The sequence below is a fragment of the Sinorhizobium medicae genome (genome assembly GCF_007827695.1).
Lineage (GTDB): Bacteria > Pseudomonadota > Alphaproteobacteria > Rhizobiales > Rhizobiaceae > Sinorhizobium > Sinorhizobium medicae.
Genome location: NZ_VITA01000001.1, coordinates 377581 through 400430 on the forward strand (window position 1 = coordinate 377581; position 22850 = coordinate 400430).

The window sequence follows — 22850 nt, forward strand, 5'->3', positions numbered from 1 at the left end:
CGCACTCCCTACCCCTATCGAGAAGCCGTGCTGGCATCCATTTCGCCGAACACCTGCTTGACGATCTTGATTGCATGATTGGCGGCTGGAACCCCCGCATAGATGGCGACATGCAGGAGCGTCTCGCAAATATCTTCCCGCGTCGCCCCGGTATTGGCGGTCGCGCGAACATGCATGGCCACCTCCTCATCCTGTCCCAGGGCGGCGAGCAGCGCGATGGTGACAATCGACCGCTCCCGCTTTGTCCATCCCGGACGCGACCAGACATGCCCCCAAGCTGCCTCGGTAATCAAATCCTGGAACGGGCGGTCGAAATCGGTCGAAGTCTGTTGTGCCCGCTCGACGTGATCCTCGCCTAAAACGGCGCGGCGCGTCGCTATCCCCTGCCGGTAACGTGCGGAATGGGCAAAGGCATCGCTCATGGGTTTTCTCCAGGCAAGACGGTTCGGAAGAAGCGCCTCAGGACCGAGGTCAGAGCCTCCGGTTGTTCGACGCAAGGGATATGCCCGGCCCCGCAGATCACTTCGAAGCTCGCGCCGGGAATGAGCTGAGCCGTCGAGCGCACCAGATCGGGCGGCGTGGAACCGTCCTCTTCGCCCACGACGCAGAGCACGGGAACGGCGATCTTCCCGGCGGCTTGCGTGAAATCGGCATCGCGGATGGCGGCGCAGGTGCCGATGTAGCCGGGCACTGGCTGGCGGACCAGCATGTTGCGATAGCCCGCGAAGGCAGTGTTTTCGGGGCGCCGAAAGGCTGCGGTGAACCAACGTTCGAGGATGCCATCGGCGATCGCCTCGATGCCATGGGCCTCGATCGCAGCGATGCGGGCGTCCCAGAACTCGGTGGTGCCGATCTTATGGGCGGTATCGGAAAGCACGAGGGCATGCACAAGGTCGGGGCGGCGGACACAGAGCGATTGCGCTACGAGCCCTCCGACCGAAAGGCCGCAGACAATTGCTCCCTTGACGGCCAGCCGATCGAGGAGACCGGCAAGATCGGTCGCGTGATCCTCGATCGAGTAGGGAACCTGACCGATATCGGACAGCCCATGACCACGCTTGTCGTAGAGCACGATGGCAAAATCCCCGGAAAGACGGAGGACCAGATCGCGCCAGATGCGGAAATCCGTGCCGAGCGAATTGATGAAGACGAGCACGGGCTTTTCTGCGACGGCACCGACCACGCGATAATGTATCGTGACGTCGTTGATGCGGGTGAATTGCACGTCAGATCTCCTCCTTCGCCAAAACTGGATGTTTCATCTGGTTAGGTAAAATGATATTTCGTGGCTTTAACTTAACCAGGGAGTTATGCGAAACGTGATAGACGCTCGCGTTAAGTTTCGCCATCTGCTGACATTTGTCGAGGTCGCGCGCCAGAAGAGCGTCGTGAAGGCAGCCGAACTCCTGCATGTGACGCAGCCGGCGGTCACGAAGACGATCCGCGAGCTTGAAGAGGTTCTGGGCGTTGCGGTTTTCGAGCGCGAAGGGCGCGGCATCAAGATCACCCGTTACGGCGAGGTCTTCCTGCGCCACGCGGGCGCTGCGCTGACGGCGCTGCGGCAAGGCCTCGATTCCGTCTCGCAGGAGCTGTCCGGCGGCGGTCCGCCGATCCGCATCGGCGCACTTCCGACGGTCTCCACCCGCATCATGCCCGGCGCCATCACGCTATTCCTGAAGGAAAAGACCGGCGCACGCATCAAGATCGTCACCGGAGAAAACGCAGTCCTTCTCGAGCAATTGCGCGTGGGAGACCTCGATCTGGTCGTGGGCAGGCTTGCCGCACCCGACAAGATGACCGGATTTTCCTTCGAGCACCTCTATTCGGAACAGGTGGTCTTCGCGGTGCGGGCCGGTCATCCGCTTCTCTCCGGCAAGCGGGCGGTCTTCGCACATCTCAGCGATTATCCGGTGCTGATGCCAACCCGCGCCTCGATCATCCGTCCTTTCGTCGAGCAATTCCTGATCGCCAACGGCATCGCCGGCCTGCCGAACCAGATCGAGACCGTCTCCGACTCCTTCGGACGGGCCTTCGTGCGCTCAAGCGATGCCATCTGGATCATATCGGCCGGCGTGGTCGCTGCAGATATCGCCGACGGCATGCTGTCGGCGCTGCCGGTCGATACGAGCGAGACGAGAGGACCTGTTGGCCTGACCATGCGCACCGATTCGATCCCGTCGCTGCCGCTCTCGATCCTGATGCAGACGCTGCGCGAAGCGGCGGAAGCGGCAATGGCTGCAGATACGAAGAAGGCGTTGTAGCGCTGAAAGCATCTCCGCGGAGGAGCTATTCTGCAGGCATACCCGCCGGCCGAAGGCAACGTTTCTGCGCGGCGATACGGAAAGGTGCGTTGGCTGCACCATAGCCACGGTAACCGGAGCGGCGCTCGACGATCTCGAAGAAGAAGCCCTCTCCAAAGGTGGGGCCATAGATCTGGAAATACTCGCCATCCTCATCGCGATCATAGAGGATGTTTTCGTCTCTTAGCCTGTCGACAAAACCCGGTTCGAGCGCGAACCGCACTTCGATGTCATCATAGTAGTTGCGCGAGATCGCCAAGGCGCGAAAGCCGCTGCGGCGCATGTGTTCGGCAGCTTCGAAGATGTCGTCGGTGCGGAAGGCCACATGCTGGACGCCCGAGCCGAAGCTCTCTGCGATGAAGTGGCCGGCGAGCGTGCGGTGATTGTCCGCGCCGTTCAACGTCAACCGGAGCGTCCCGCTCGCATTCTCCACGACCTGACTGCGGACCAGCCCGGCGGGATCGACGATATCGACCTGTGCCAGCTTGTCCGCATCAAGAATGGATGTATAGAAAAGCAGCCAGCTCGGAAGCTGCTCTTCCTTCATGGATTGCGCCACATGGTCTATGGCGACGAGGGTCGCTGCAGGCTGCCGATCATCTCCCGGCGCGACGAACTCGCGCGACCAGACGTCGTCGATCTCGTCCACGAAATAAATAAGGCCGCCGCCCATACCGCGGATCGCTGCCATCGCCCCCTCGCCTTCACCCGACTCCGGCAGGAATATATCGGCGCCGAGGGCGCGCGCGCGTTCGACCGCAGCCGAGGCATCGGGTACTTTCAGGCCAACCGCATAGGCCGATGCGCCGTGCACCAGATAGCTCGAATGAGCGAACCCCTTCTGCTCGGTATTGATGACGACGTTTATGCCTCGTTGACCGCAACCCTGTCGCCAAAGGGTCACCGCTTTCTCGCGATGCGAGGCGACGGCGCGAAAACCCATGGTCCCAAGCAGCGAGCCGAGCGCTTCCGCCTCCGTCTGATCGGCGGTGAACTCCACGAACTCGACCCCCAGCACCTCCACCCGGTCGGGCAGTGCTTCGGCGCTCTTCGCCGCCGGCTCGTGTCGCTGCACCCGGTCCATCAGGTAAACCAGCGAGCGATGCCCATCCTCGGCGATCGCTTGGGGCGATCCGCCACGGAACTGATCGTTGAAGATCTCGAGCGATATCGCGCCGTCATAGCCGGTCGCGGCGACGGCGGACATGAAGTCGACGAGCGGAAGGTCGCCTTCCCCAGGCATGTTGCGGAAGTGGCGGCTGAGATAGAGGAGGTCCATCTCGATCCGCGGTGCGTCAGCGAGTTGAACGATGAAGATGCGGTCCCCCGGAATGGAGCGGATCGACCGCAGGTCGATGTTGCGCGCGAGCGTATGAAAGCTGTCGAGGATCAACCCGACATTCGGGTGGTCGGCCCTGCGGACGATTTCCCAGGCGTCCCGGTGGTCGTTGACATGGCGGCCCCAGGCAAGCGCCTCGTAGCCGACGCGCAGGTTCCGCCGCGCCGCCCTTTCGCCCAGCTCCCTGAAATCGTCGGCGGCGCGGTCGATACCGCCCAAGGCGAGTGGCGAGACGCTGGAGCAGACCAGCATCAATTCCGTTCCGAGCTCCTGCATCACGTCGAACTTGCGCTCCGCCCGGTCGAAAGCGCGTGACCGGTGCGGTTCCGGCAGGCCTTCGAAATCGCGGAAAGGCTGAAAAAGCGTCACCTTCAATCCATGATCGCGCACCATGCGGCCGACCTCCGCAGGCGAGCCATCGAAGGTCAGGAAATCGTTTTCGAATATCTCCACCCCGTCGAAGCCTGCCGCCGCGACGGCGGCGAGTTTCTCCGAAAGAGTGCCGCTGATCGAAACAGTCGCAATCGAGGTTTTCATGCGCATGTCCTCTCGCTCGCGCCGTTCTTCACCAAGATGCCGATCAAAAGAAAAGGCGGGAAGGGCCGACGGACCGATGATCCTCAGTTTGCGCTCATAACGCAAATACCGTTTTTTCAGTCGCCCATATCATTTGGTTATAATTCCGTCGGCCGGGGCGAACGCCTAACCGATTCGTTCATGACCCGGCGTAGTGTCTTCACGAACCTCTCGGCATAGCTTGAAAGCACGGCATCGGCGCGGTAGGCGACATAGGTCTGGAAGCCGGTCTCCTCGTCGATTGGAATGACGGCAAGCCCCTGGTCGGTCATATCGCCGACGGTGAATGCATCCACGACAGCGATGCCGAGGTTCCGCCTGACCAGCGCGCAGACCGTCGTGCCGAAGCGGGCCCTGATGGGCGTGTAATATTCGAGCCCCTCGCTCTCGAATATGCCGGCGATGATTGCTCCGTAGGGATCGCGCGGGTCGAGGCCGATAAGCGGGTGCCCGGCGATCTCGCGCGCGGAAATGCTGGTCCTTTCGGCAATCGGATGCTCCCTGGCGGCGATGCAGACGAGATGCCCCCTGGACAGGGGTTCGAAGGTGATCGAGGGATGGGAGAGATGGTAGCTCATCGCGACCAACTCTCCCTTGCCGAGTAGCAGATAATCGATCGCCTCCTCTATTCTCAGGATATCGAAATTGATGCGGATGTCAGGATGACGCCGCATAAGCGTGGCGATGGCCTGCGGCACCATGGCGTTGGCGATGCTCGGCACCGAGCCGAGCGCCAGCTCCACGCCCCGCCCGCGCTCGAGCTGACCGATCGAGAATTGCAGGTCGTCCACCTTTCGGTGGACTTCCTGGAGCTGGGCGAAGACGTCGCGCGCTTCGGCGGTGGGTACGTAACGTCCCGCCTTCCTGACGAAGAGCTTGATGCCGAGCGCGCTTTCGATGTGCTTCATGGTGCGGCTGACGCCCGGCTGCGCGACATTCATCAGGCGGGCGGCACCTGCAATCGTGCCGGCGATCATCACCGCCCGGATGACCTCGATCTGGCGCAGCGTAAGCCCCATCGCACTCCTCCCCTGTGAAGTCTTCCTCTCTTGGAACGCAACGCAGTCGAGCAGAGGCCGTATCGGCGCGCAAGTAGCCTCGCTCGAGGGTTTGAGAGCGGGGTTTCAGAAAGGCAGGCCGACATAGTTCTCCGCGAGCGCGGTCGCGGCCGCGCTCGAGTGGGTGAGATAGGCGAGTTCGGCCTCCTGGATCTTCTGGTCGAACTCGCTCGTCTCCGGGAAGCGGTGCAGTATCGTCGTCATCCACCAGGAGAAGCGTACGGCCTTCCAGACGCGGGCGAGAGCGCGGGCCGAATAGGCGTCGATGCCGGCGTTCGAGCGGTCCTGATAGTGCTCGACAAATGCCTCGAAGAGATAGTGCACGTCGCTTGCCGCCAGGTTTAAGCCCTTGGCGCCGGTGGGCGGAACGATATGCGCGGCATCACCCGCCAAAAACAGCCGGTTGAAGCGCATCGGCTCGGCGACGAAGGAACGCAGCGGGGCGATCGATTTTTCGAAGGAAGGTCCCGTCACCACCCGTTCGGCATGATGGGCCGGCAAGCGGCGGCGCAGTTCGTCCCAGAAGCGTTGGTCGCTCCAGTCGCCGATCTTCTCGCCGAGCGGGCACTGAATATAGTGGCGGCTGCGCGTATGAGATCGCATCGAACAGAGCGCGAAGCCGCGGGGATGATTGGCATAGACCAGTTCATCGTCGACCGGCGGTACGTCGGCAAGGATACCGAGCCAGCCGAATGGGTAGACCTTTTCGAAGCTGCGAAAGGCATTTTGCGGCACCGAACGGCGGCTGACGCCATGAAACCCGTCGCAGCCGGCGATGAAGTCGCAGTCGATGCGGTGCGCAATCCCGTTCTTACGGTAGGCGACATGGGGCGCATCCCCTTCGAAATCGCGGGGGGTGACACTTTCCGCCTCGTAGACCGAGGGGGCGCCGGCCCGTTCCCGCTGATCCATCAGGTCGCGGGTGAGTTCCGTCTGACCGTAGATCATCACCCGTCTGCCGCCCGTGAGCCCGAAGAGGTCGATTCGATGATCGCGCCCGTCGAAGGCAAGCGAGAAGCCGTCATGCGCAATGCCTTCGGCATGCATGCGGGCGCCTGAGCCCGCCTCGTCCATCAGCCGGACCGTCCCTTCCTCCAGAACGCCGGCGCGCACACGGCCGAGGATATGATCCTTGCTCGCATGATCGACGATCACATTGGCTATCCCCGCCCTCGCAAGCAGTTGTCCGAGTAGGAGCCCGGAAGGTCCGGAGCCGATTATGACGACCTGAGTGCGCATGATTACCCTCCCGGTTACGCTGGAAATTCTGCGCGCCGGCAGCCCCCGTCTCAATGGACATTTCCACCAGGAAATTGCACTTATCGAACATCCGCCGAAAGCAGGACAGATGAAGGCACCCGTTCCTAATTATGAACTCTATGGCGAGAAATCCCGCGAGCGTCCGGATTTCTGGCTGCATTGCGAGACCATTCACGCCCGCAGCAGCCTCTACCGCTGGGAGATCGGTCTTCACCGGCACGAGCGCTTCTTTCAAATATTGTACATTGCCGGCGGCTCCGGCGATGCCCTTTTCGAGAAGACGGTCGAGCAGATCTCGTCGCCGGCTGTCATCACCGTCCCGCCCGGCATTGGCCATGGCTTCCGGTTTTCGCCTGATGTCGACGGCTTCGTCTTCACTGTGCTCGCATCGCATCTGCCGATTTCGCCGGGCCGAAGCAGCCGGCCGGGCGCCTGGATGGCAGCGCCGCGCTTGACGCCGCTCGGCGGCAGCGAAGACGGCCGCTACATCGGCGAGACGCTGCGCCGCCTCGCAACCGAGTGTGAGGCGGGGCTCAGCCACCGCACCGTCCTGCTCGACGCCTACCTGACGACCGCCCTTGTCCTTACGGGGCGGTTGGCCGAAGGCGGCGATGACGAAGGCGCGGAAAGCGAGAATGAACGCCGGATGGAGCGTTTCGACGCGCTCCTGCGCCAACACTATCTCACGCACCGTCCGGCTGCTTTCTATGCGCGCGCACTCGGGCTCTCCCCGACCCATTTCAGCCGCATCGTCCGCGCAGCCACCGGCCGGAGCCTGCACGAGGTGATTGCCGGCAAACTCGTCGAAGAAGCAAAGCGCCAGCTCCTGTTCACCCGGGGCAGCGTGCAGCAGATCGGATTTCGCCTCGGCTTTGGCGACCCGGCTTATTTCTCACGCTTTTTCCTGCGCCGCACCGGTATGACGCCGCGCGCCTGGCGGACAGCCGAACGGGAAAGACTTGGTGCCTGACTTTGACGGCGCCAGGTCGATCCGACCTAAAAACATCGTTGACCTGGATATGCAGGAGACGTCTAATTCGTATTCAAGCCCATGGATGGAGAACAGTCGTGGCCGAAGAAACAGAGGCGCCGGAGACCAAGCTCACTTCCACAAAGCGTCGCTGGGCGGCCGACGGCAAATTCCTCACGGGCCGCATCGCCCGTCCGGAGACCGATCGCCTGCCACCCGGTCAGCATCTCGTAAAAGACTGGCCAATCCTGGATCTCGGGCAGCAGCCGCACCTGACGCATGAGACCTGGCGGCTCGACATCACCGGCCTGGTCGAGAACCCGCTCTCGCTCGACTGGACCGCCTTCCAGGCGCTGCCTCAGAGCGACAGCCAATCGGACATCCATTGCGTGACGACCTGGTCGCGCTATGACAATCGGTGGCGCGGTGTTCACACGCGCGATCTACTCGACCGTGCCATGCCTAAGCCGGAGGCGGTCTATGTCATGCTGACGAGCCATGACGGCTACTCCACCAATCTGCCGCTCGCCGATTTTGCCGCCGAGGACGCGATCCTCGCGACCGCCTGGGAAGGCGAGCCAATCAGCCGCGCCCATGGCGGGCCGATGCGCCTGGTCGTTCCGCATCTCTATTTCTGGAAAAGCGCCAAATGGCTTCAGCGCATCGATTTCCGCGCTGCCGATTTTGCCGGCTTCTGGGAGCGAAACGGCTACCACATGCGCGGCGACCCGTGGCTCGAGGAGCGCTATTCCGGCGATTGAGCGCCCGCTTTCGACTGCAACCCATAATTTTTGATGCTACAGTCCCCCGTGTGAGGGTGGTACGCATAAGTGCGCCGATCTTTATCAACATTCCTGTCCGGGAGGATCGCATGCCCAATTCCTGCCTGAAATCCGGGCCCCGCCTGAAATCCGTGTCCATTATTCTCATGCTCGCGCTTTGCGCATTCGTGCCACAGGGCCAGGCGGCCTCGCCTGAGCCGGTCAAGGCCGACCACGGTATGGTCGTTACGGCCCAGCATCTTGCTTCCGATATCGGCGTCGAGGTGCTCAGGAAAGGCGGCAACGCGATCGATGCCGCGGTCGCGGTCGGTTATGCGCTGGCGGTCGTCTACCCGACGGCCGGAAACATTGGCGGCGGCGGCTTCATGACCATCCGCTTCAAGGACGGCAAGACGACCTTCCTCGACTTTCGCGAACGCGCGCCCATCGGGGCTACGAAGACCATGTATCTGGACGACCAGGGGAACCTCGTCGAAGGACTGAGCACCGAAGGCTATCTGGCGGTCGGTGTGCCCGGGCCCGTCATGGGCTTCGAGCTTGCCCGCAACCGTTACGGCACGCGGCCGTTGAACGAATTAATAGAACCGGCCATCAAGCTCGCGCGCGAAGGGTTCGTGCTCGAGCAGGGCGACATTGACTCCTTCGATGGCGAGAACGAGCGCCTGGCCAGTGATCCGGCCGCCGCAGCGATCTTCCTGAAGCCCGATGGAAAGCCCTTCGCAGTCGGCGACCGGCTGGTTCAGACGGACCTTGCGGCGTCGCTTGCCAGCATTGCGGAGAAAGGCACGGACGCCTTCTATAGGGGTCCGATCGCAGATGCCATCGTCAAGGCGAGCACGGACAAGGGCGGCATTCTCGCAAAGCAGGATTTCGAGCGCTATCAGGTCCGCGAACTCGAACCGGTCAGCTGCAATTACCGCGGCTATGAGATCGTCTCCTCTCCGCCGCCATCGTCCGGCGGCGTGATCATCTGCGAAATCCTCAACATTCTCGAAGGATATCCGCTCTCCTATCTCGGCTACGGCTCGGCCGAGACGGTGCATGCGATGATCGAAGCCATGCGCCACGCCTATGTCGACCGCAACACGGCGCTCGGCGACCCGGCCTTCGTGGAGAACCCGGTCGCAAAGCTCGTCGACAAGGCATATGCAAAAGAGATCCGCGCCAAGATCGATCCTTTCAAGGCCGGCATCTCCGAAGCGCTGATGCCGGCGGGCTTTACCGAAAGCAAGGAAACGACTCATTACTCTATCGTCGACGACGAGGGGAATGCCGTCGCCGTCACCTACACGCTGAACGGCTCCTTCGGTGCGGGCGTCGTCGCGCCCGGCACGGGTATTCTGCTCAACAACGAGATGGACGACTTCACCGCCAAGCCCGGTGCGCCCAACCTCTATGGGCTAGTGCAGGGCGAGGCAAATGCAATCGAGCCCGGCAAGACGCCGCTTTCATCGATGAGCCCGACGATCATCTCCAAAGACGGAAAGCCCTTCATGGTGATCGGCAGCCCCGGAGGCGCCCGCATCATCACCATCACGCTTGAAGCCATCCTCAACGTGATCGACCATGGCATGACCATTCAGGAGGCTGTCGACGCGCCGCGCATCCATCACCAATGGCTCCCGGACAAGGTCTTTATGGAGCCCTATGCGCTTTCGCCCGACACACGCAAGCTGCTCTCCTCCATGGGCCACGACGTCGAGATCGACGAAAACTGGACGATCTGGGGACAGGCGGCCGGCATCCTCGTCGGCGGCGAGAACATCGCCGAGATCGACGCGGGCGGCGGCGCCCGCTACAACGGCGCCCTCGACAGCCGCATCGGTGCAGGCGCCGCGCGGGGCTATTGAGCCGACGGAAGAAGGACGCGCAGCGCTCCCGCACGACAGACCCGGCGCGGCCGGGTTTGTGACCAGCAGTCGGCATGTCCGGTGCACGCATCCCTGGAAAGGCAGTGCTGGAGCTTACCGAAACGGGTGGGCGCACTCGCTCTCCACCATGTGCATCGGCGTCTGCCGGGGCATCGCCGTGGCCCTTGGCGGGTGTATTTATCGTGTAATGCGAAATCCCGCCGGCGCCTCGACGGAAGAAGCCACCTCGCTCGCGACATCGGCAACCGAAGCTCCCGGCGGCCCTTTCCAGAAATTTTCCAGCATTCTGCTGACGGCACCATCCGGCCCTGCGATCAGCGCGGTCACCGAACCATCGCTCTCGTTGCGAACCCAGCCGTCGAGATCAAGCTTCTTGGCCTCCTCGCGTGTCCAGTCGCGAAAGCACACGCCCTGTACCCGTCCGGTAATCCTGACCAAAGCGGCCCTGCGGTCCTTCGTCATGGCGTTGCCCTCCTTTCCGCTTTGAGTCTGGCGCATATGGCGGGGAAGACAAGCACCTTACGCATGACGCCGATGCCGCACATCGTGTTTTTATCGGACAAAAAAAAATCCATTCCCGGGCTTGAAGATGCTGCACCGCAGCATTATTATCTGATTGTCGATGGAACACTCCTCCTCCCAGTTCCATCGCGGGATCGGCAACCCTCCTCCTCCCAGTTGCCGGTCAGGATCGGAAGCCCGGCGCACCTCCTCCCGCGCCGGGCTTTCTCTTTCAAGCGACGCGTCGTGCCGGCGTCAAGGGTCGCTCCTCCCCCTTAAGAAGAAGCCACCGTCCTCATTCACTGGTAAGATCCGAAGATATCCGGCAGCATTTTGCCGGGAACATCTCCAGAGACAGGGCATCCAATGCGTCACAAGGAGCCCGACCATGCCTGTCACTGAAATCGACCTTTGCCTGAATGCGTCGCCACCCGCGCAGCATCTCGCCCGATTACGGGCGATCATGCAGGCCCATAACCGCAAGCTTTATCGCATCGCCCGGAGCATCCTACGCAACGACAGCGATGCGGAAGACGTGCTGCAGGAGGCCTATGTCCGTGCCTTTACGCGTTTCCAAGATTTTCGCGGTGACGCTGCGATCACGACCTGGCTTGCCCGGATCGTCATCAACGAGGCGCTCGGCCGCCTCCGAAAAAGACGGCGCCAGATGAAACTGGCCAGCGACATGCGGCAGTCGCAAGAGGCGGAGATTATCGCCTTTCCCCTCAATTCAGGCATCAGCGATCCGGAAAAGACGATGGCACAGCGGCAAATTCTCGATCTCGTCGAAAGGCTGACGGACGATCTCCCGGACGCCTACCGGACGGTATTCGTGCTACGCGTCATCGAGGGGTTAAGCAATGAAGAGACGACCGCCCTTCTCGGTCTCGAGCCGGAAACGGCACGCACAAGGCTGCACCGGGCGCGCCGGCTGCTCAAGGAGCAACTGGAACGGCAGATCGGCCCGGTTCTGCTCGATGCCTTCCCCTTCGCGGGAATGCGCTGCGAGCGGTTGACCGAGGCCGTTCTCGCCCGCCTCGCTGAAATCCCAATGAAAAAATAGCGGGAACGTTTCGGGCCGCGAAGCATCAAAAGCACGTCATCCAACAAAGGCTTTGATCTTCGAGGAAAGGAACATCAAATGACCATCCGACTGACGACTGCAGCGACCGCAATCGCCCTGCTTATCGGCGCCAGCGGTGCGCTCGGCAACGATAAGCCGACGGATCCGCAAATTGCCCATATCGCCTACACCGCAGGCCTCCTCGACATCGAAGCGGCAAAACAGGCGATCGCAACATCTAAGAACAAGACCGTCGTCGAATTCGCCGAGAGCATGCTGCGCGACCACGAAACGGTGAACACGCAAGCCCTCGACCTCGTCAAGAAACTCAACGTCACGCCGGAAAACAACGACACCAGCAAGTCGCTCTCGCAGGCGGCCGAGACGAAGCGCCAGGAATTGGCAAAGCTGGAGGGTGCGGCGTTCGACAAGGCCTATATCGAGCAAGAGGTCGCTTATCACAAGCAGGTCAACGGCGCGCTGGAAATGCTGCTGATTCCGTCAGCTCAGAACGCCGAACTCAAATCGCTGCTCGAGACCGGCCTTAAGCTGTTTCGGGGGCATCAGCAGCATGCCGAACATGTCGCGGCCGAATTGAAGTGAGCGCGGCAATGTTTGCATCGCGAGCGGCAATTGTCTTGCTGTCGCTGGGAGCGGCCGGCATTGCCGCTCCTTCGCAGGCGGAAACCATTCTCGTGGCGATCGATCGCCTCGTCTACTCGCCGGCGGAGGTCGATGCGAGGGTGGGCGACGAGATCGAGTGGATCAACAAGGATGCGCTCGTCCACACGGCGACCGTCGAAGGCGGCGCGGAAGTGCTTCTGCCGGCCAAAAAATCCGGCCGGCTAGTGCTGAAGGAAGCTGGCAGCTTCGATTATATCTGCCGCTACCATCCCAACATGAAGGGCCGCGTCACCGTCCGGCCGTGATCCGCAGCTCCCGCCCGGTGGCGGGAGGGAGCTGAAGCGGCCTGGAGCAGTCCCGCCCTTTTCGGAATCGGTCTTGCTCCGCCTTTTTTTGTTTTCCTGCAATCCGGGCGGAAAACCGCTCCGCATTTTTCCTGAATATGCTCGATGCCTCAGTCCAACTCATCGCTGTCCGGCTTCGGACCGCCGTCGCGATTGCCGTAGATGATCTCACGCTTACCGACATGATTCGCCGGACCGACAAGACCGTCCTTCTCCATCCGTTCGACCAGCGAGGCGGCGCGATTGTAGCCGATGCCGAGGCGGCGTTGGATATAGGAGGTCGAGCACTTCTTGTCCCGCAGCACGACTTTCACCGCCTGATCGTAGAGCTCGTTTCCGTCTTCGACAGCGATCGCGCTCTTGTCGAACACTGCGCCCTGATCCTCTTCCGGCTCCTCTTCCTCTTCGTCCGCCGTCACCGTTTCGAGATATTCCGGGCGTCCCTGCGTCTTCAGATGCGCGACGACGTGCTCGACCTCCTGATCCGAGACAAAGGGGCCATGAACACGGGCGATGCGGCCGCCGCCGGCCATGTGCAGCATGTCGCCCTGGCCGAGTAGCTGTTCGGCCCCCTGCTCGCCGAGGATGGTGCGGCTGTCGATCTTGGAGGTCACCTGGAAGGATATGCGGGTCGGGAAATTAGCCTTGATCGTACCGGTGATAACGTCGACCGACGGACGCTGCGTCGCCATGATCAGATGGATGCCCGCAGCACGCGCCATCTGCGCCAGCCGCTGGATCGCCCCTTCGATCTCCTTGCCCGCGACCATCATCAGGTCGGCCATCTCATCTACGATGACGACGATATAGGGCATCGGCGAAAGATCCATTTCCTGCTGCTCGAAGAGCGGCTCGCCGGTGCCCTTCTCGAAGCCGGTCTGGACGGTCGCGAGGATCGGCTCGCCTTTCTCTCGCGCAGCCGCAGCACGCTGATTGTAGCCGTCGATGTTGCGAACGCCGAGCCGCGACATCTTGCGGTAACGGTCCTCCATCTCGCGCACTGCCCATTTGAGCGCCATTACCGCCTTCTTCGGATCGGTGACAACGGGCGTCAGCAGGTGCGGGATGCCGTCGTAGACGGAGAGTTCGAGCATCTTCGGATCGACCATGATCAGCCGGCATTCCTCCGGCTTCAGCCGGTAGAGGAGCGAGAGGATCATGGTGTTGATCGCAACCGACTTGCCCGAACCGGTGGTGCCGGCGACGAGCAGATGCGGCATCTTTGCGAGTTCGGCGATTACCGGTTCGCCGCCGATCGTCTTGCCGAGGCAAAGCGCCAGCTTGCAGCCGGTCTTCTGGAAATCGCCGGACTCGATCAGCTCGCGGAAATAGACGGTTTCGCGCGTCGCATTCGGAAGCTCGATGCCGATGACGTTGCGGCCGGGCACGACCGCGACGCGGGCGGACAGCGCCGACATCGACCGGGCTATGTCGTCGGCGAGCCCGATGACGCGGGAGGACTTGACGCCCGGCGCGGGCTCGAACTCGTAAAGCGTGACGACCGGGCCTGGACGGACATGGATGATCTCGCCTTTGACGCCGAAATCTTCGAGAACGCTTTCGAGCAGGCCGGCATTCTGCTCAAGCTGTTCCTGCGTCATGAAGAAGCCTTGGCCTTGCGGCGGTTCCTGCAGGAGTTCCTTCGACGGAAACTCGTAGGCGTCAGCGATACCCGGCCGTTCGGTTGCGCCGACCGGCGGCAGAGCCGGCGACGAACGCTGGATCACCGCCGGCATGGTGATTGCCGCCCTGGTCACCGGCGCTTCGGGCGCCGGTTCCTTTGCGGGCACGACGGCAGCTTCGGGCGCCGGCTCCCGTGCAGGCTCGTCGGGGGCTTCGGGCGTCAGACCCTGTGCTTCAACGGCTTCTGCGCCGACGGCAGCCCCAGCAGAGATTGGCTCAGCGCCGAGATCTTGAGGCGCGTCGGGCGCGGACACGTCCGGGCCGGCCTCGGGCCGCCGGCATTCGACCACCCGGAACAGCGAAGTGATCGCCGCCGCCGGCTGCGACGGGATCCTTACAGGCGCTGACACGATGTTGGGCGCGGCGGCCTTTGGCAGGGCTGCGCTCGGCGCCGGGACATGCGCGGACTCCTCGGCAGGTGCCGCGACAGTGCGCAGAGCAACCGGCGGTTCAAGCGGCATGAACTCGAAAAACGCAAAATCGGAAAGGTAGGAGAGGCGCGCCTCCGCCTGGCGCGCAACGTCTTCCGCTCCGGCGCTGTCGGGCACAGCGGCGGTGCCCGTTGATGCGTCCGCAACCACCGGAGCCTCTTCCATAATCGGGACATGCGGCGCCTGCGGAATGGAGGGCTCTTCCTCCGTCAGGATGGCAGCTTCGGCCGCTTGTTCGACGGCATTTTTTTCCGGCGTTTGCAGATGCGCGGCGTTGAAGGACGGAAGCTGCTGCACCAGCACGCGGAGCAATTCGGACGGGCTGTACGACGGCGCGTCCGTTTCCGCGGGGGACGGCGGCGGCTCGACCGGCTCCTTCCCGGTCACCGTCTCGGCAAGTGGCGCTTCGGCCGCTGCTTCGGCGGCGTCAACCTCGTTGTCTTCAGGTACCGGCGGCCGGCGCTTCATGAACTCGCGCTCGGGCGTGCGGGTGAAACGCACATTCGGCGACAGAAAGAAATGGCTCTCCCAGCCCGGTTCGCAAGAAAGGCCGGTGATCTCTGCAAGCGTCGGAAGCGGATCCCGTGTCGAAACGGTCACCTCGGCCGGGGCATAGGCGGAGCCATGACCGTAGAGGCGCACGGCACGCGTCGCTTGGCCGATCTCCTCCTGCCGGTAGCCGGACGCCCGCCGCGGCGCTTCCGGTGCTTCGAACAGATGGTCGTGAGCGGCCGATTCGGGCGCCGAAGCATGCACGATACCCGGCACAACCGGCTGCGGATCCTCGAAATCCTCTGCCTGATTCGCGTCATACAAAGCTGCAGTCGAGAAATTTGTCCGGGGAATGCGCATGGCCTGAAAACTCGAAATTCATCATCGAAGGGGCTGCCCTAGGGAATAGGAAATGAAGGTTAACAACTTACTTCCTGCAGCCTCGCCGAATGAGCACGACAATCGCCCCTGGGAGCTGCGAAATACCTTCGCCGCCCAGCGTATCCAAGGCTTTGCAGGAGTTCGGCGCCGCAATTCGCAGCTGTTCAAATTCTGTTTCGTTCCGGAAAAGTTTCGGCAGCGGGCGCGGCGTAAGGCGGCTTCTGGCGACCGGACCCGAAGAAGGTCCGCGACCGTATCGCTATGGTTAACGAACGGGAAAGTGAATTGCACGATCTTGTGCGGGTCGGAGCTTTCGTGGTGTTTTCTGGGGAGAGAACGGAGCCGCGCGGCTTCTCATCATTGAGGATCTCGTTTCAGAAGATGCGTATCACTCCAGTCACGATCGTTCGCATGGTTAAAATAGGGCTCGCATTGTCGGCCGCGGCATTTCTTTCCGGATGCCTCGCCATGGGCCTCTACGACCTGTCGAAAGCTCCGCCACAGCTGTCCAAGAAAGTGCTCGCCGAGATGGCGAAAAAGAAAATGTCCCCGAACAGTCCCGTGCTCGTGCGGATATTCAAGAAGGAGAGCGAGCTGGAGGTGTGGAAGGCCGACGCGAGCGGCACCTATGCGTTGTTCAAGACCTATCCGATGTGCCGTTGGTCGGGGAAGCTCGGTCCGAAGAAAAAGGACGGTGACCGGCAGGCGCCGGAAGGCTTCTATCACGTCTCAGCCCGGATGCTTAATCCCAATTCGCAGTATTACGTCTCCTTCAATCTCGGTTATCCGAACAGGCTCGAATCGGCGCTCGGCTATACGGGCGAGGCTCTGATGGTTCATGGGGCGTGCTCGTCCGCTGGCTGTTATGCGATGACCGATCGAGGCGTCGGCGAGATCTACGCCATCGTGCAAAGGGCCCTCGCGGCCGGACAGAAGCACTTCCAGGTGCAGGCCTATCCATTCAGGATGACCACGGAAAACATGGCCCTTCACAAGGGAGACCCGAGCATGGCTTTCTGGAAGACGCTGAAGCAAGGCTATGACGCCTTCGCGTTCAGCCGAAGACAGCCGAAAGTTTCGGTTTGCGGAGGTCGATACGTCTTCAACACCGAATTTGAGGGCGGCGAACCGCGCGACCCGCTCGCGGCATGTCCTTCCGCCATGTCTACGGCTGATACCGAGCTCCTGGCCAGGATCGAGGCCGAAGGCCACAGGGTTGAGACCGCTATTGCCTCTTCCGGAACCACTCCGATTTTCGCCTATGTCGACGGCGGCATGCATCCGACCTTCCGCACGATGCTGGAAAAAGTTGGACCCGACCGGCTCGCCGCGGCAATCTCTGCAACCAAGTATCCCGTCAGCAGGCCGCAAGCGGCGCTCGCGGATCCATATGCGGGATCGTCAAACTGAAAACGAGGACAGCTTTTGAGGAATGAACTTCTGACGCGGCGTGCGTTTCTTGCCGGCAGCCTCGGAGCGTCAGTCTCCATGCTTGGCGGCTGCTCCACCAGTTCGGCAAGGAACGCCGAGCCGGCCCCTCCGCTCGTCGACAATTCCATCTATGCGAGCGTCTACGGCCCGAAGCCGGATGAACTCTTTCCGCTTCCTGCAATACCGTATGAAAAGATCGACCCGCGCTTCTATCGCCAGATGGTCGCCAATCCGACTGGCGAGCGGCCGGGCGTGCTGGTCGTGGATACTGCGAACCACTTCCTTTATCTGACCTACGAAGCCGGACAGGCGATGCGCTACGGCGTCGGCCTCGGGCGCCAGGGCTTTGAATGGGCAGGGCGCGGCGTCATTCAGTACAAGCGCCAGTGGCCGCGCTGGACGCCGCCCGACGAGATGGTCGCCCGGCAACCGGAACTGGAGCCCTACAGCATCGCCAATGGCGGCATGGAACCGGGTCTCACCAATCCGCTGGGTGCCCGGGCGCTCTATATTTTCCAGAATGGTGTGGACACGCTTTATCGAATTCACGGTTCACCCGAATGGTGGACCATCGGGAAATCCGTCTCGTCCGGCTGCGTGCGCATGATCAACCAGGACGTCGTCGATCTCTACAACCGGGTACAGAACGGAACGCCGGTCGTCGTGACGAACCTGGGGAGCCCGTTATCTGCCCCGATCCCTCCCGTGGAAGGCGCATAGGGCTGCCCGTCCGTCTACAGCGCCGTGCGTCTTATCAGACGCACAAAGGTCGCTGTAGCACTTTGATCTGCTGCATGTTTTTGTCCTTCAATCGGATCCGATTAAAGGAAAGATGCAGTAGGCCGACGAAAGCAGCCGCGATCGCCTCGCCCCCGGCAGGATGAGAATGGCGGCGAGAAGCAGTCGGACTAGAGCCCCGAAAAATCGGTTGACCCGAATCAGAGGATGAATCATTCCTCTAACGGAATAGACCGCATTTTTCGCTTTTCAGCGTATCTTACCGATTGTTCTGTCAGGAAATGCGGCGGGCGCATCTGCGTGGCGGCGGCGCGTCATGCGCGCACGAGGAGATTCGACGATGAATATGAAGGTATCGGCAGCGCAGACGACTGCCGCGGGCGGCGCGGCGTTCGGCAGGCCGGCAGACGAGGCGATTGCCGCCGATGCGCGAGCGCTGTCCGAACAGCTGAAGGCGATGCGCGACCGGCTCTTTCCGCCCACCGCGAGGAAAACGCTCCGGAGCTTCACCTCGGGCGAGGCGGCCAAGCTGATCGGCGTTTCCGATGGGTATTTGCGCCAGCTGTCTTTGGCTGGCGAAGGGCCGCAGCCCGACACCGGTGCGGGCGGGCGCCGCTCCTACTCGCTCTGCGACATCAACGCACTGCGCCGGCACCTCGCCGAACAGGCGGTTTCCAAGGGGAATGGCGCCAAGGCGCGGGGCTACCTGAAATGGCGCGATGCCTTAAGAAGCGAGCATCTGCAGGTCATTTCGGTCACCAATTTCAAGGGCGGCTCGGGCAAGACGACCTCGTCGGTTCATCTCGCGCAGTATCTTGCCCTCACCGGACACCGGGTGCTCGCGGTCGACCTCGATCCTCAGGCGTCGCTCTCGGCGCTGTTCGGTTATCAGCCGGAACTGGACCTGACGGGCAACGATACGCTCTATGGCGCGATCCGTTACGATGCCGAGGCCCGGCCGTTGAAGGAAATCATCCGCAAGACATATTTCGACGGGCTCGACCTGGTACCGGGCAATCTCGAACTGCAGGAATTCGAGCACACGACGCCTCAGGCCCTGAGCGCGCGCCAGAGCGGCGCAGATGCCGGACCGCTCTTCTTCGCCCGCGTGCAGGCGGCACTTGCAAGCGTCGCCGACGATTACGATGTGGTTGTGATCGACTGCCCGCCGCAACTTGGCTACCTGACGCTCTCGGCGCTCTGCGCTTCGACTTCGGTCATCGTCACCGTGCATCCGCAGATGCTCGACGTCGCCTCGATGAACCAGTTCCTCTACATGACCTCGGACCTGCTCAGCGTGGTGCGTGAGGCGGGCGGCGAGCTCAACTTCGACTTCCTGCGTTACCTGGTCACCCGCTTCGAGCCGAATGACGGACCACAGGCTCAGATCGTCGGCTTCATGCGCTCGCTCTTCGGAGAGCGGGTCCTGACCTCGGCCATGGTAAAGTCGACCGCAATTTCGGACGCCGGTCTCACCAAGCAGACGCTTTACGAGGTCGGGAGGGAGAATTTCACCCGCGCCACCTATGATCGGGCGATCGAGTCGCTGAATGCGGTCAACGGCGAGATCGAGGCTCTTATTCATGCAGCATGGGGGCGCTAGGACATGGCTGGCAACAACCGGAAGAACGAATTGCGCGCGCTCTTTTCTGGAAGCGCGCCTGCCGCCAATCAGCAAGCACCCGCCGACGCGATGCAGGGGGAGTTGACACCTGTCAACGCCAGACCGACCGCCGCCCGCGATGTACCGGACCCCGCCAAGGCCCGCGCCGCTTCCGGCGCCGTCAAGGCCATGGGGCTTTCCCTTGGCAGCATCACCCGCGAGGCCGAGGAAGCGCGGGTTCTCAGGGAAGCGTTGAACCAGGGTGAACGCATCGTTTCGCTCGATCCGGCTCTCGTCGAGGCCTCGTTCATCGAGGACCGGCTGACCAACGGCGAAGTGGACGACCCGGATTTCCTCGCGCTCGTCGAGAGCATTCGCGAGAACGGCCAGCAATCGCCGATCCTCGTGCGGCCACACCCGGAAAGGCAAGGCCATTATCAGACCGCCTACGGGCATCGGCGCCTGAAGGCGGTGCGCCGGCTCGAGCTCCAGGTCAAGGCGATCGTCCGGCCGCTGACCGACGACGAACTCGTGCTCGCGCAGGGCAAGGAAAATGCCGAACGACGCAACCTTTCCTTCATCGAGCGTGCGCTGTTCGCCGCCGCTCTCGCGGTGCGCGGCTTCGACCGCAAGGTGATCGGCGATGCTCTCGCGGTGCAGAAGAGCGAACTGTCGCGGCTGCTGCAGGTGGCGGAGGGCGTGCCGCACGAAATCGCCCGCGCCATTGGTCCGGCGCCGAAAGTCGGGCGCGAGCGCTGGATGGCGATCGGCGGCCTGCTCATAAGGGAAGAGGCGCGCGCTCGGGCCAAGGACGAGATCGCCTCGCCCCGCTTCCGCGCTGCCGAAACCGACCAGCGCTTTCAGCTCGTTTTCAATTGCGTGTCCGAGAGAGACAAGCCGGAACCGGAACGGCCGGAGGACCTGTTGGACGCGGCCGGACAGCCCTTCGCGCGGCTGAGACGCGATGGAAAAACGCCAAGGATCGAATTCCTCCCCGGCACCCACCCGGCCTTTGTCCAGGAAGCAGTCGCCATGCTCGCCAAATGGCATGCCGCCTTCGTGGAAAAGCAGAGAAACTAGCCATTTCGACTTTGCTCCAAATCGCCAAAAAAACGCGCCCCCTCCTCGGGTTTAGTCCAAGGAGAGGGGCGTACCATTGTCAGGTCGATTCAGCCTTCGTGCGCCGCCGCATGCATCGGCTGACTGAAGCGCTCTGCGAAGGCCTCGATGGAACCGCGGCCGAATCGCTTCAGGCGCCGCCGCACGAGGACGGACATGACGCGGGCGGCCGTCGAGAAGGTCATCGCATCCATTGGTCCGGCGCCGCTCCACGGCTTTGTCAGCCGGTCGGCGACGATGACGATCATATTGGCGGGCATAAGGTCCGTGCAGGGCCTCATCCATTGGAAAACGGCACTGACCGGGAGGACTTTGCCTTCGAAGGAAACGATGGGTTCTGGCATGCCCTCTTCCCAATCGTCATAGGCTTCGAGGGCGTCTTTGAAGAGAGTCTGGAGCGTGATGGGGGCATGCCCTTGGTAAAGGGCGGGCAGGAAATTCGTCATTAGGGTCTCCTCCGATTGGATAGGCCGGAAACACGAAATGGCCAATTCTGTCAGTGAAAGTCGAGTGCGATACTCTCAGCGGCGTCCGGCCTCGTACAGAGGCATGAAGGGCGCCGCGACACTTTGAACTGCTGCATGGTTGGTCGTTGATATCGCTTCCGTTCAAAGAACCATGCAGGAGCAATCATCGAACATGCATGTGCAGTATGGGTCAAAGCGCTTGTACGAGCAAACGCAATCCACAAAAGAGGTGGATTTTTTCTGCGGCCGGTGCGCGAGCTTGCAATCCAGCATCCGGGTTAAGGGTTTGAAAGCACTGCTTATTTCCAAAACCTGTGGAAAACAGCATGTAATTCCTTATGCCAGTTCAAACGGTTAAATGCCGGCGCGCTTGAGGCGTGTCGAGCGTCTCCGGCGCCCCTTCGTGCACGAAAGCTCCTCGGTCCATGATATAGACATGATCCGCAAGCTCGCGGCAGAAGTCGAGATATTGTTCGACGAGCAGGATCGCCATTCCGGTCGAATCCCGCAAATATCTGATCGCTCGGCCGATGTCCTTGATGATCGATGGCTGGATGCCCTCGGTCGGCTCGTCGAGCACCAGTATTCTGGGCCGGGTCACGAGCGCGCGCGCGATCGCGAGCTGCTGCTGCTGACCGCCGGAAAGGTCGCCGCCGCGCCGGCCGAGCATCGTCTGCAATACCGGGAACAGGCTGAAAATGTCATCGGGTATCGAGCGGTCAGCCCGCTTCAGCGGCGCGTAGCCGGTCTGCAGATTTTCCTTCACCGTCAGGAGAGGGAAGATCTCCCGGCCTTGCGGCACGTAGCCGACGCCGTGCTTTGCGCGCCGGAAGGGTGCCAAGCCATCAAGCGGCGTGCCGTTAAAGGAGATCGTGCCGCTCGTGACCGGATGCTGGCCGGTGATAGCTCTGAGCAGGCTCGACTTGCCCACGCCGTTGCGACCCAGCACACAGGTGATCTTGCCCATTTCCGCCTTGAAGGTGACGTTTCGAAGCGCCTGGGCGGCCCCATAGTGCAAATCGACGTTTTCCACGCTCAACATCGCTTCAATTCCTCCCGCTCATCGGCCGAGATAATTTTCGATTACCTTCGGATCGTTGCTGACGAAATCGATAGAGCCCTCCGCCAGCACCGATCCTTCCGCAAGGCATGTCACCTTGACGCCCAGATCGCGGATAAAGCCCATATCGTGCTCGACGACGACCACCGAGCGGGTCTTTGCGATGTCTTTCAGGAGAATGGCGGTCTCCGCGGTCTCCGCATCGGTCATCCCCGCCACCGGCTCGTCGACGAGCAGGAGTTCCGGTTCCTGGGCAAGCAGCATGCCGATCTCCAGCCATTGCTTCTGCCCGTGAGAGAGACCGGCGGCGAGATCGTCCCGGCGAGCTGTAAGCCGCACCGTCGCAAGAATCTCTTCGATGCGCCTCTTGTCCTCACCCGTCAGCCGGTAGAATAGCGTTGCGAAGACGCCGCGGCCGCGGTTGAGCGCAAGTTCCAGATTGTCCCAGACCGTGTGGTTCTCGAAGACAGTCGGCTTCTGGAACTTGCGGCCGATGCCGAGCTGGGCGATTTCGGCTTCGTCCCTCTTCGTAAGGTCGATATCACCCTTGAAGAAGACCTCGCCTTCATCCGGCCTCGTCTTGCCGGTGATGATGTCCATCATCGTCGTTTTGCCTGCGCCGTTTGGTCCGATGATCGCGCGCAATTCCCCGGGTTCGACGACGAAGGAAAGCGAGTTCAGAGCTTTGAACCCATCGAAGGAGACGGACACGCCGTCGAGATAGAGCAGGGTTCTGGGGTTCTTCTCGGTCATGGCG

General features: G+C 62.0%; 21 protein-coding genes and 1 pseudogene. 12 read left to right on the forward strand and 10 right to left on the reverse strand.

What is annotated here, in order from left to right; translation table 11 throughout:
- Nucleotides 1-14: 14 nt before the first annotated feature.
- Both pcaC and pcaD read right to left on the reverse strand, forming a co-directional pair.
- Nucleotides 15-422 carry a 4-carboxymuconolactone decarboxylase gene (gene pcaC, locus FB009_RS01955; RefSeq protein WP_011969834.1) on the reverse strand — a complete coding sequence of 136 codons (408 nt, stop codon included), beginning with the start codon at nt 420-422 and terminating at the stop codon, nt 15-17.
- Nucleotides 419-1225: a 3-oxoadipate enol-lactonase gene (gene pcaD, locus FB009_RS01960; protein WP_011969833.1), complete on the reverse strand. Its 807-nt coding sequence runs from the start codon at nt 1223-1225 to the stop codon at nt 419-421. The genes pcaC and pcaD overlap by 4 nt, the downstream gene beginning before the upstream one ends.
- A gap of 94 nt (nt 1226-1319) precedes the next feature.
- Here pcaD and pcaQ point away from each other — a divergent pair, with 94 nt between their 5' ends.
- Nucleotides 1320-2261 (forward strand): pca operon transcription factor PcaQ, encoded by a 942-nt coding sequence (pcaQ, locus tag FB009_RS01965; protein WP_024311030.1) that lies wholly within the window; start codon nt 1320-1322, stop codon nt 2259-2261.
- Between the two features lie 25 nt (nt 2262-2286).
- Here pcaQ and FB009_RS01970 read toward each other — a convergent pair whose 3' ends face one another.
- The 3 genes from FB009_RS01970 to pobA all read right to left on the reverse strand — a co-directional run bounded on the left by FB009_RS01970 (nt 2287) and on the right by pobA (nt 6512).
- Nucleotides 2287-4176: a bifunctional sugar phosphate isomerase/epimerase/4-hydroxyphenylpyruvate dioxygenase family protein gene (locus FB009_RS01970; RefSeq protein ID WP_024311031.1), complete on the reverse strand. Its 1890-nt coding sequence runs from the start codon at nt 4174-4176 to the stop codon at nt 2287-2289.
- 137 nt (nt 4177-4313) lie between these two features.
- On the reverse strand, nt 4314-5234 hold the full coding sequence (locus FB009_RS01975) for a LysR family transcriptional regulator (protein WP_018210020.1): 921 nt from the start codon (nt 5232-5234) through the stop codon (nt 4314-4316).
- Between the two features lie 105 nt (nt 5235-5339).
- Complete coding sequence (gene pobA / locus FB009_RS01980) at nt 5340-6512, reverse strand: 4-hydroxybenzoate 3-monooxygenase (RefSeq protein WP_018210021.1); 1173 nt, start codon at nt 6510-6512, stop codon at nt 5340-5342.
- Between the two features lie 109 nt (nt 6513-6621).
- Here pobA and FB009_RS01985 point away from each other — a divergent pair, with 109 nt between their 5' ends.
- The 4 genes and pseudogenes from FB009_RS01985 to FB009_RS33880 form a co-directional block, all read left to right on the forward strand.
- Nucleotides 6622-7503: a helix-turn-helix domain-containing protein gene (locus FB009_RS01985; protein ID WP_011969828.1), complete on the forward strand. Its 882-nt coding sequence runs from the start codon at nt 6622-6624 to the stop codon at nt 7501-7503.
- A 98-nt stretch (nt 7504-7601) separates the two neighbouring features.
- Nucleotides 7602-8264 (forward strand): sulfite oxidase-like oxidoreductase, encoded by a 663-nt coding sequence (locus FB009_RS01990; protein ID WP_018210023.1) that lies wholly within the window; start codon nt 7602-7604, stop codon nt 8262-8264.
- Nucleotides 8265-8374: 110 nt separating this feature from the next.
- Nucleotides 8375-10135, forward strand: a complete 1761-nt coding sequence (gene ggt, locus FB009_RS01995; protein ID WP_018210024.1) for a gamma-glutamyltransferase — start codon at nt 8375-8377, stop codon at nt 10133-10135.
- A gap of 68 nt (nt 10136-10203) precedes the next feature.
- Nucleotides 10204-10322: pseudogene (locus tag FB009_RS33880) on the forward strand (3-oxoadipyl-CoA thiolase); the annotation flags it as partial.
- Nucleotides 10323-10333: 11 nt separating this feature from the next.
- Here FB009_RS33880 and FB009_RS02000 read toward each other — a convergent pair.
- Entirely contained in the window at nt 10334-10618 is a 285-nt protein-coding gene (locus tag FB009_RS02000; RefSeq protein ID WP_018210025.1) for an acylphosphatase, read from the reverse strand.
- A 427-nt stretch (nt 10619-11045) separates the two neighbouring features.
- On the opposite strand from FB009_RS02000, the gene FB009_RS02005 reads away from it, so the two are divergent.
- From FB009_RS02005 to FB009_RS02015, 3 genes are all read left to right on the forward strand, one after another.
- Nucleotides 11046-11720 (forward strand): RNA polymerase sigma factor, encoded by a 675-nt coding sequence (locus tag FB009_RS02005; RefSeq protein ID WP_018210026.1) that lies wholly within the window; start codon nt 11046-11048, stop codon nt 11718-11720.
- 78 nt (nt 11721-11798) lie between these two features.
- Complete coding sequence (locus FB009_RS02010) at nt 11799-12323, forward strand: DUF4142 domain-containing protein (RefSeq protein WP_024311034.1); 525 nt, start codon at nt 11799-11801, stop codon at nt 12321-12323.
- Between the two features lie 8 nt (nt 12324-12331).
- Nucleotides 12332-12649, forward strand: coding sequence for a cupredoxin domain-containing protein (locus FB009_RS02015; protein WP_018210028.1), 318 nt, complete (start codon nt 12332-12334; stop codon nt 12647-12649).
- A 149-nt stretch (nt 12650-12798) separates the two neighbouring features.
- Here the strand turns inward: FB009_RS02015 and FB009_RS02020 are convergent, their stop codons facing one another.
- Entirely contained in the window at nt 12799-15654 is a 2856-nt protein-coding gene (locus FB009_RS02020) for a DNA translocase FtsK (protein WP_018210029.1), read from the reverse strand.
- A 432-nt stretch (nt 15655-16086) separates the two neighbouring features.
- Between FB009_RS02020 and FB009_RS02025 the strand changes: the two genes are divergently transcribed.
- The 4 genes from FB009_RS02025 (at nt 16087) to repB (ending at nt 20527) form a co-directional block, all read left to right on the forward strand.
- Complete coding sequence (locus FB009_RS02025) at nt 16087-17085, forward strand: L,D-transpeptidase family protein (protein WP_164497706.1); 999 nt, start codon at nt 16087-16089, stop codon at nt 17083-17085.
- A 15-nt stretch (nt 17086-17100) separates the two neighbouring features.
- Nucleotides 17101-17826, forward strand: coding sequence for a L,D-transpeptidase (locus FB009_RS02030; RefSeq protein ID WP_018210031.1), 726 nt, complete (start codon nt 17101-17103; stop codon nt 17824-17826).
- Nucleotides 17827-18184: 358 nt separating this feature from the next.
- Entirely contained in the window at nt 18185-19447 is a 1263-nt protein-coding gene (gene repA / locus FB009_RS02035; protein WP_011969818.1) for a plasmid partitioning protein RepA, read from the forward strand.
- A gap of 3 nt (nt 19448-19450) precedes the next feature.
- The gene (gene repB / locus FB009_RS02040) at nt 19451-20527 is read left to right on the forward strand and encodes a plasmid partitioning protein RepB (protein WP_018012562.1); all 1077 of its coding nucleotides are present in this window, start codon (nt 19451-19453) and stop codon (nt 20525-20527) included.
- An 89-nt stretch (nt 20528-20616) separates the two neighbouring features.
- Here the strand turns inward: repB and FB009_RS02045 are convergent, their stop codons facing one another.
- From FB009_RS02045 to urtD, 3 genes are all read right to left on the reverse strand, one after another.
- The gene (locus tag FB009_RS02045; RefSeq protein WP_011969816.1) at nt 20617-21012 is read right to left on the reverse strand and encodes a BRA0787 family protein; all 396 of its coding nucleotides are present in this window, start codon (nt 21010-21012) and stop codon (nt 20617-20619) included.
- A gap of 367 nt (nt 21013-21379) precedes the next feature.
- Entirely contained in the window at nt 21380-22075 is a 696-nt protein-coding gene (urtE, locus tag FB009_RS02050; RefSeq protein ID WP_011969815.1) for an urea ABC transporter ATP-binding subunit UrtE, read from the reverse strand.
- An 18-nt stretch (nt 22076-22093) separates the two neighbouring features.
- Nucleotides 22094-22846 (reverse strand): urea ABC transporter ATP-binding protein UrtD, encoded by a 753-nt coding sequence (gene urtD / locus FB009_RS02055; RefSeq protein WP_011969814.1) that lies wholly within the window; start codon nt 22844-22846, stop codon nt 22094-22096.
- Nucleotides 22847-22850: the final 4 nt, after the last annotated feature.

What these genes read in the sequence shown, in the direction of transcription:
- pcaC (WP_011969834.1), bottom strand. Translation starts at nt 422, where the DNA reads ATGAGCGATGCCTTTGCCCATTCCGCACGTTACCGGCAGGGGATAGCG.
- FB009_RS01970 (WP_024311031.1), bottom strand. Translation starts at nt 4,176, where the DNA reads ATGAAAACCTCGATTGCGACTGTTTCGATCAGCGGCACTCTTTCGGAG.
- FB009_RS01975 (WP_018210020.1), bottom strand. Translation starts at nt 5,234, where the DNA reads ATGGGGCTTACGCTGCGCCAGATCGAGGTCATCCGGGCGGTGATGATC.
- pobA (WP_018210021.1), bottom strand. Translation starts at nt 6,512, where the DNA reads ATGCGCACTCAGGTCGTCATAATCGGCTCCGGACCTTCCGGGCTCCTA.
- FB009_RS01985 (WP_011969828.1), top strand. Translation starts at nt 6,622, where the DNA reads ATGAAGGCACCCGTTCCTAATTATGAACTCTATGGCGAGAAATCCCGC.
- ggt (WP_018210024.1), top strand. Translation starts at nt 8,375, where the DNA reads ATGCCCAATTCCTGCCTGAAATCCGGGCCCCGCCTGAAATCCGTGTCC.
- FB009_RS02000 (WP_018210025.1), bottom strand. Translation starts at nt 10,618, where the DNA reads ATGACGAAGGACCGCAGGGCCGCTTTGGTCAGGATTACCGGACGGGTA.
- FB009_RS02005 (WP_018210026.1), top strand. Translation starts at nt 11,046, where the DNA reads ATGCCTGTCACTGAAATCGACCTTTGCCTGAATGCGTCGCCACCCGCG.
- FB009_RS02010 (WP_024311034.1), top strand. Translation starts at nt 11,799, where the DNA reads ATGACCATCCGACTGACGACTGCAGCGACCGCAATCGCCCTGCTTATC.
- FB009_RS02015 (WP_018210028.1), top strand. Translation starts at nt 12,332, where the DNA reads ATGTTTGCATCGCGAGCGGCAATTGTCTTGCTGTCGCTGGGAGCGGCC.
- FB009_RS02020 (WP_018210029.1), bottom strand. Translation starts at nt 15,654, where the DNA reads ATGCGCATTCCCCGGACAAATTTCTCGACTGCAGCTTTGTATGACGCG.
- FB009_RS02025 (WP_164497706.1), top strand. Translation starts at nt 16,087, where the DNA reads ATGGTTAAAATAGGGCTCGCATTGTCGGCCGCGGCATTTCTTTCCGGA.
- repA (WP_011969818.1), top strand. Translation starts at nt 18,185, where the DNA reads ATGAATATGAAGGTATCGGCAGCGCAGACGACTGCCGCGGGCGGCGCG.
- repB (WP_018012562.1), top strand. Translation starts at nt 19,451, where the DNA reads ATGGCTGGCAACAACCGGAAGAACGAATTGCGCGCGCTCTTTTCTGGA.
- FB009_RS02045 (WP_011969816.1), bottom strand. Translation starts at nt 21,012, where the DNA reads ATGACGAATTTCCTGCCCGCCCTTTACCAAGGGCATGCCCCCATCACG.
- urtE (WP_011969815.1), bottom strand. Translation starts at nt 22,075, where the DNA reads ATGTTGAGCGTGGAAAACGTCGATTTGCACTATGGGGCCGCCCAGGCG.
- urtD (WP_011969814.1), bottom strand. Translation starts at nt 22,846, where the DNA reads ATGACCGAGAAGAACCCCAGAACCCTGCTCTATCTCGACGGCGTGTCC.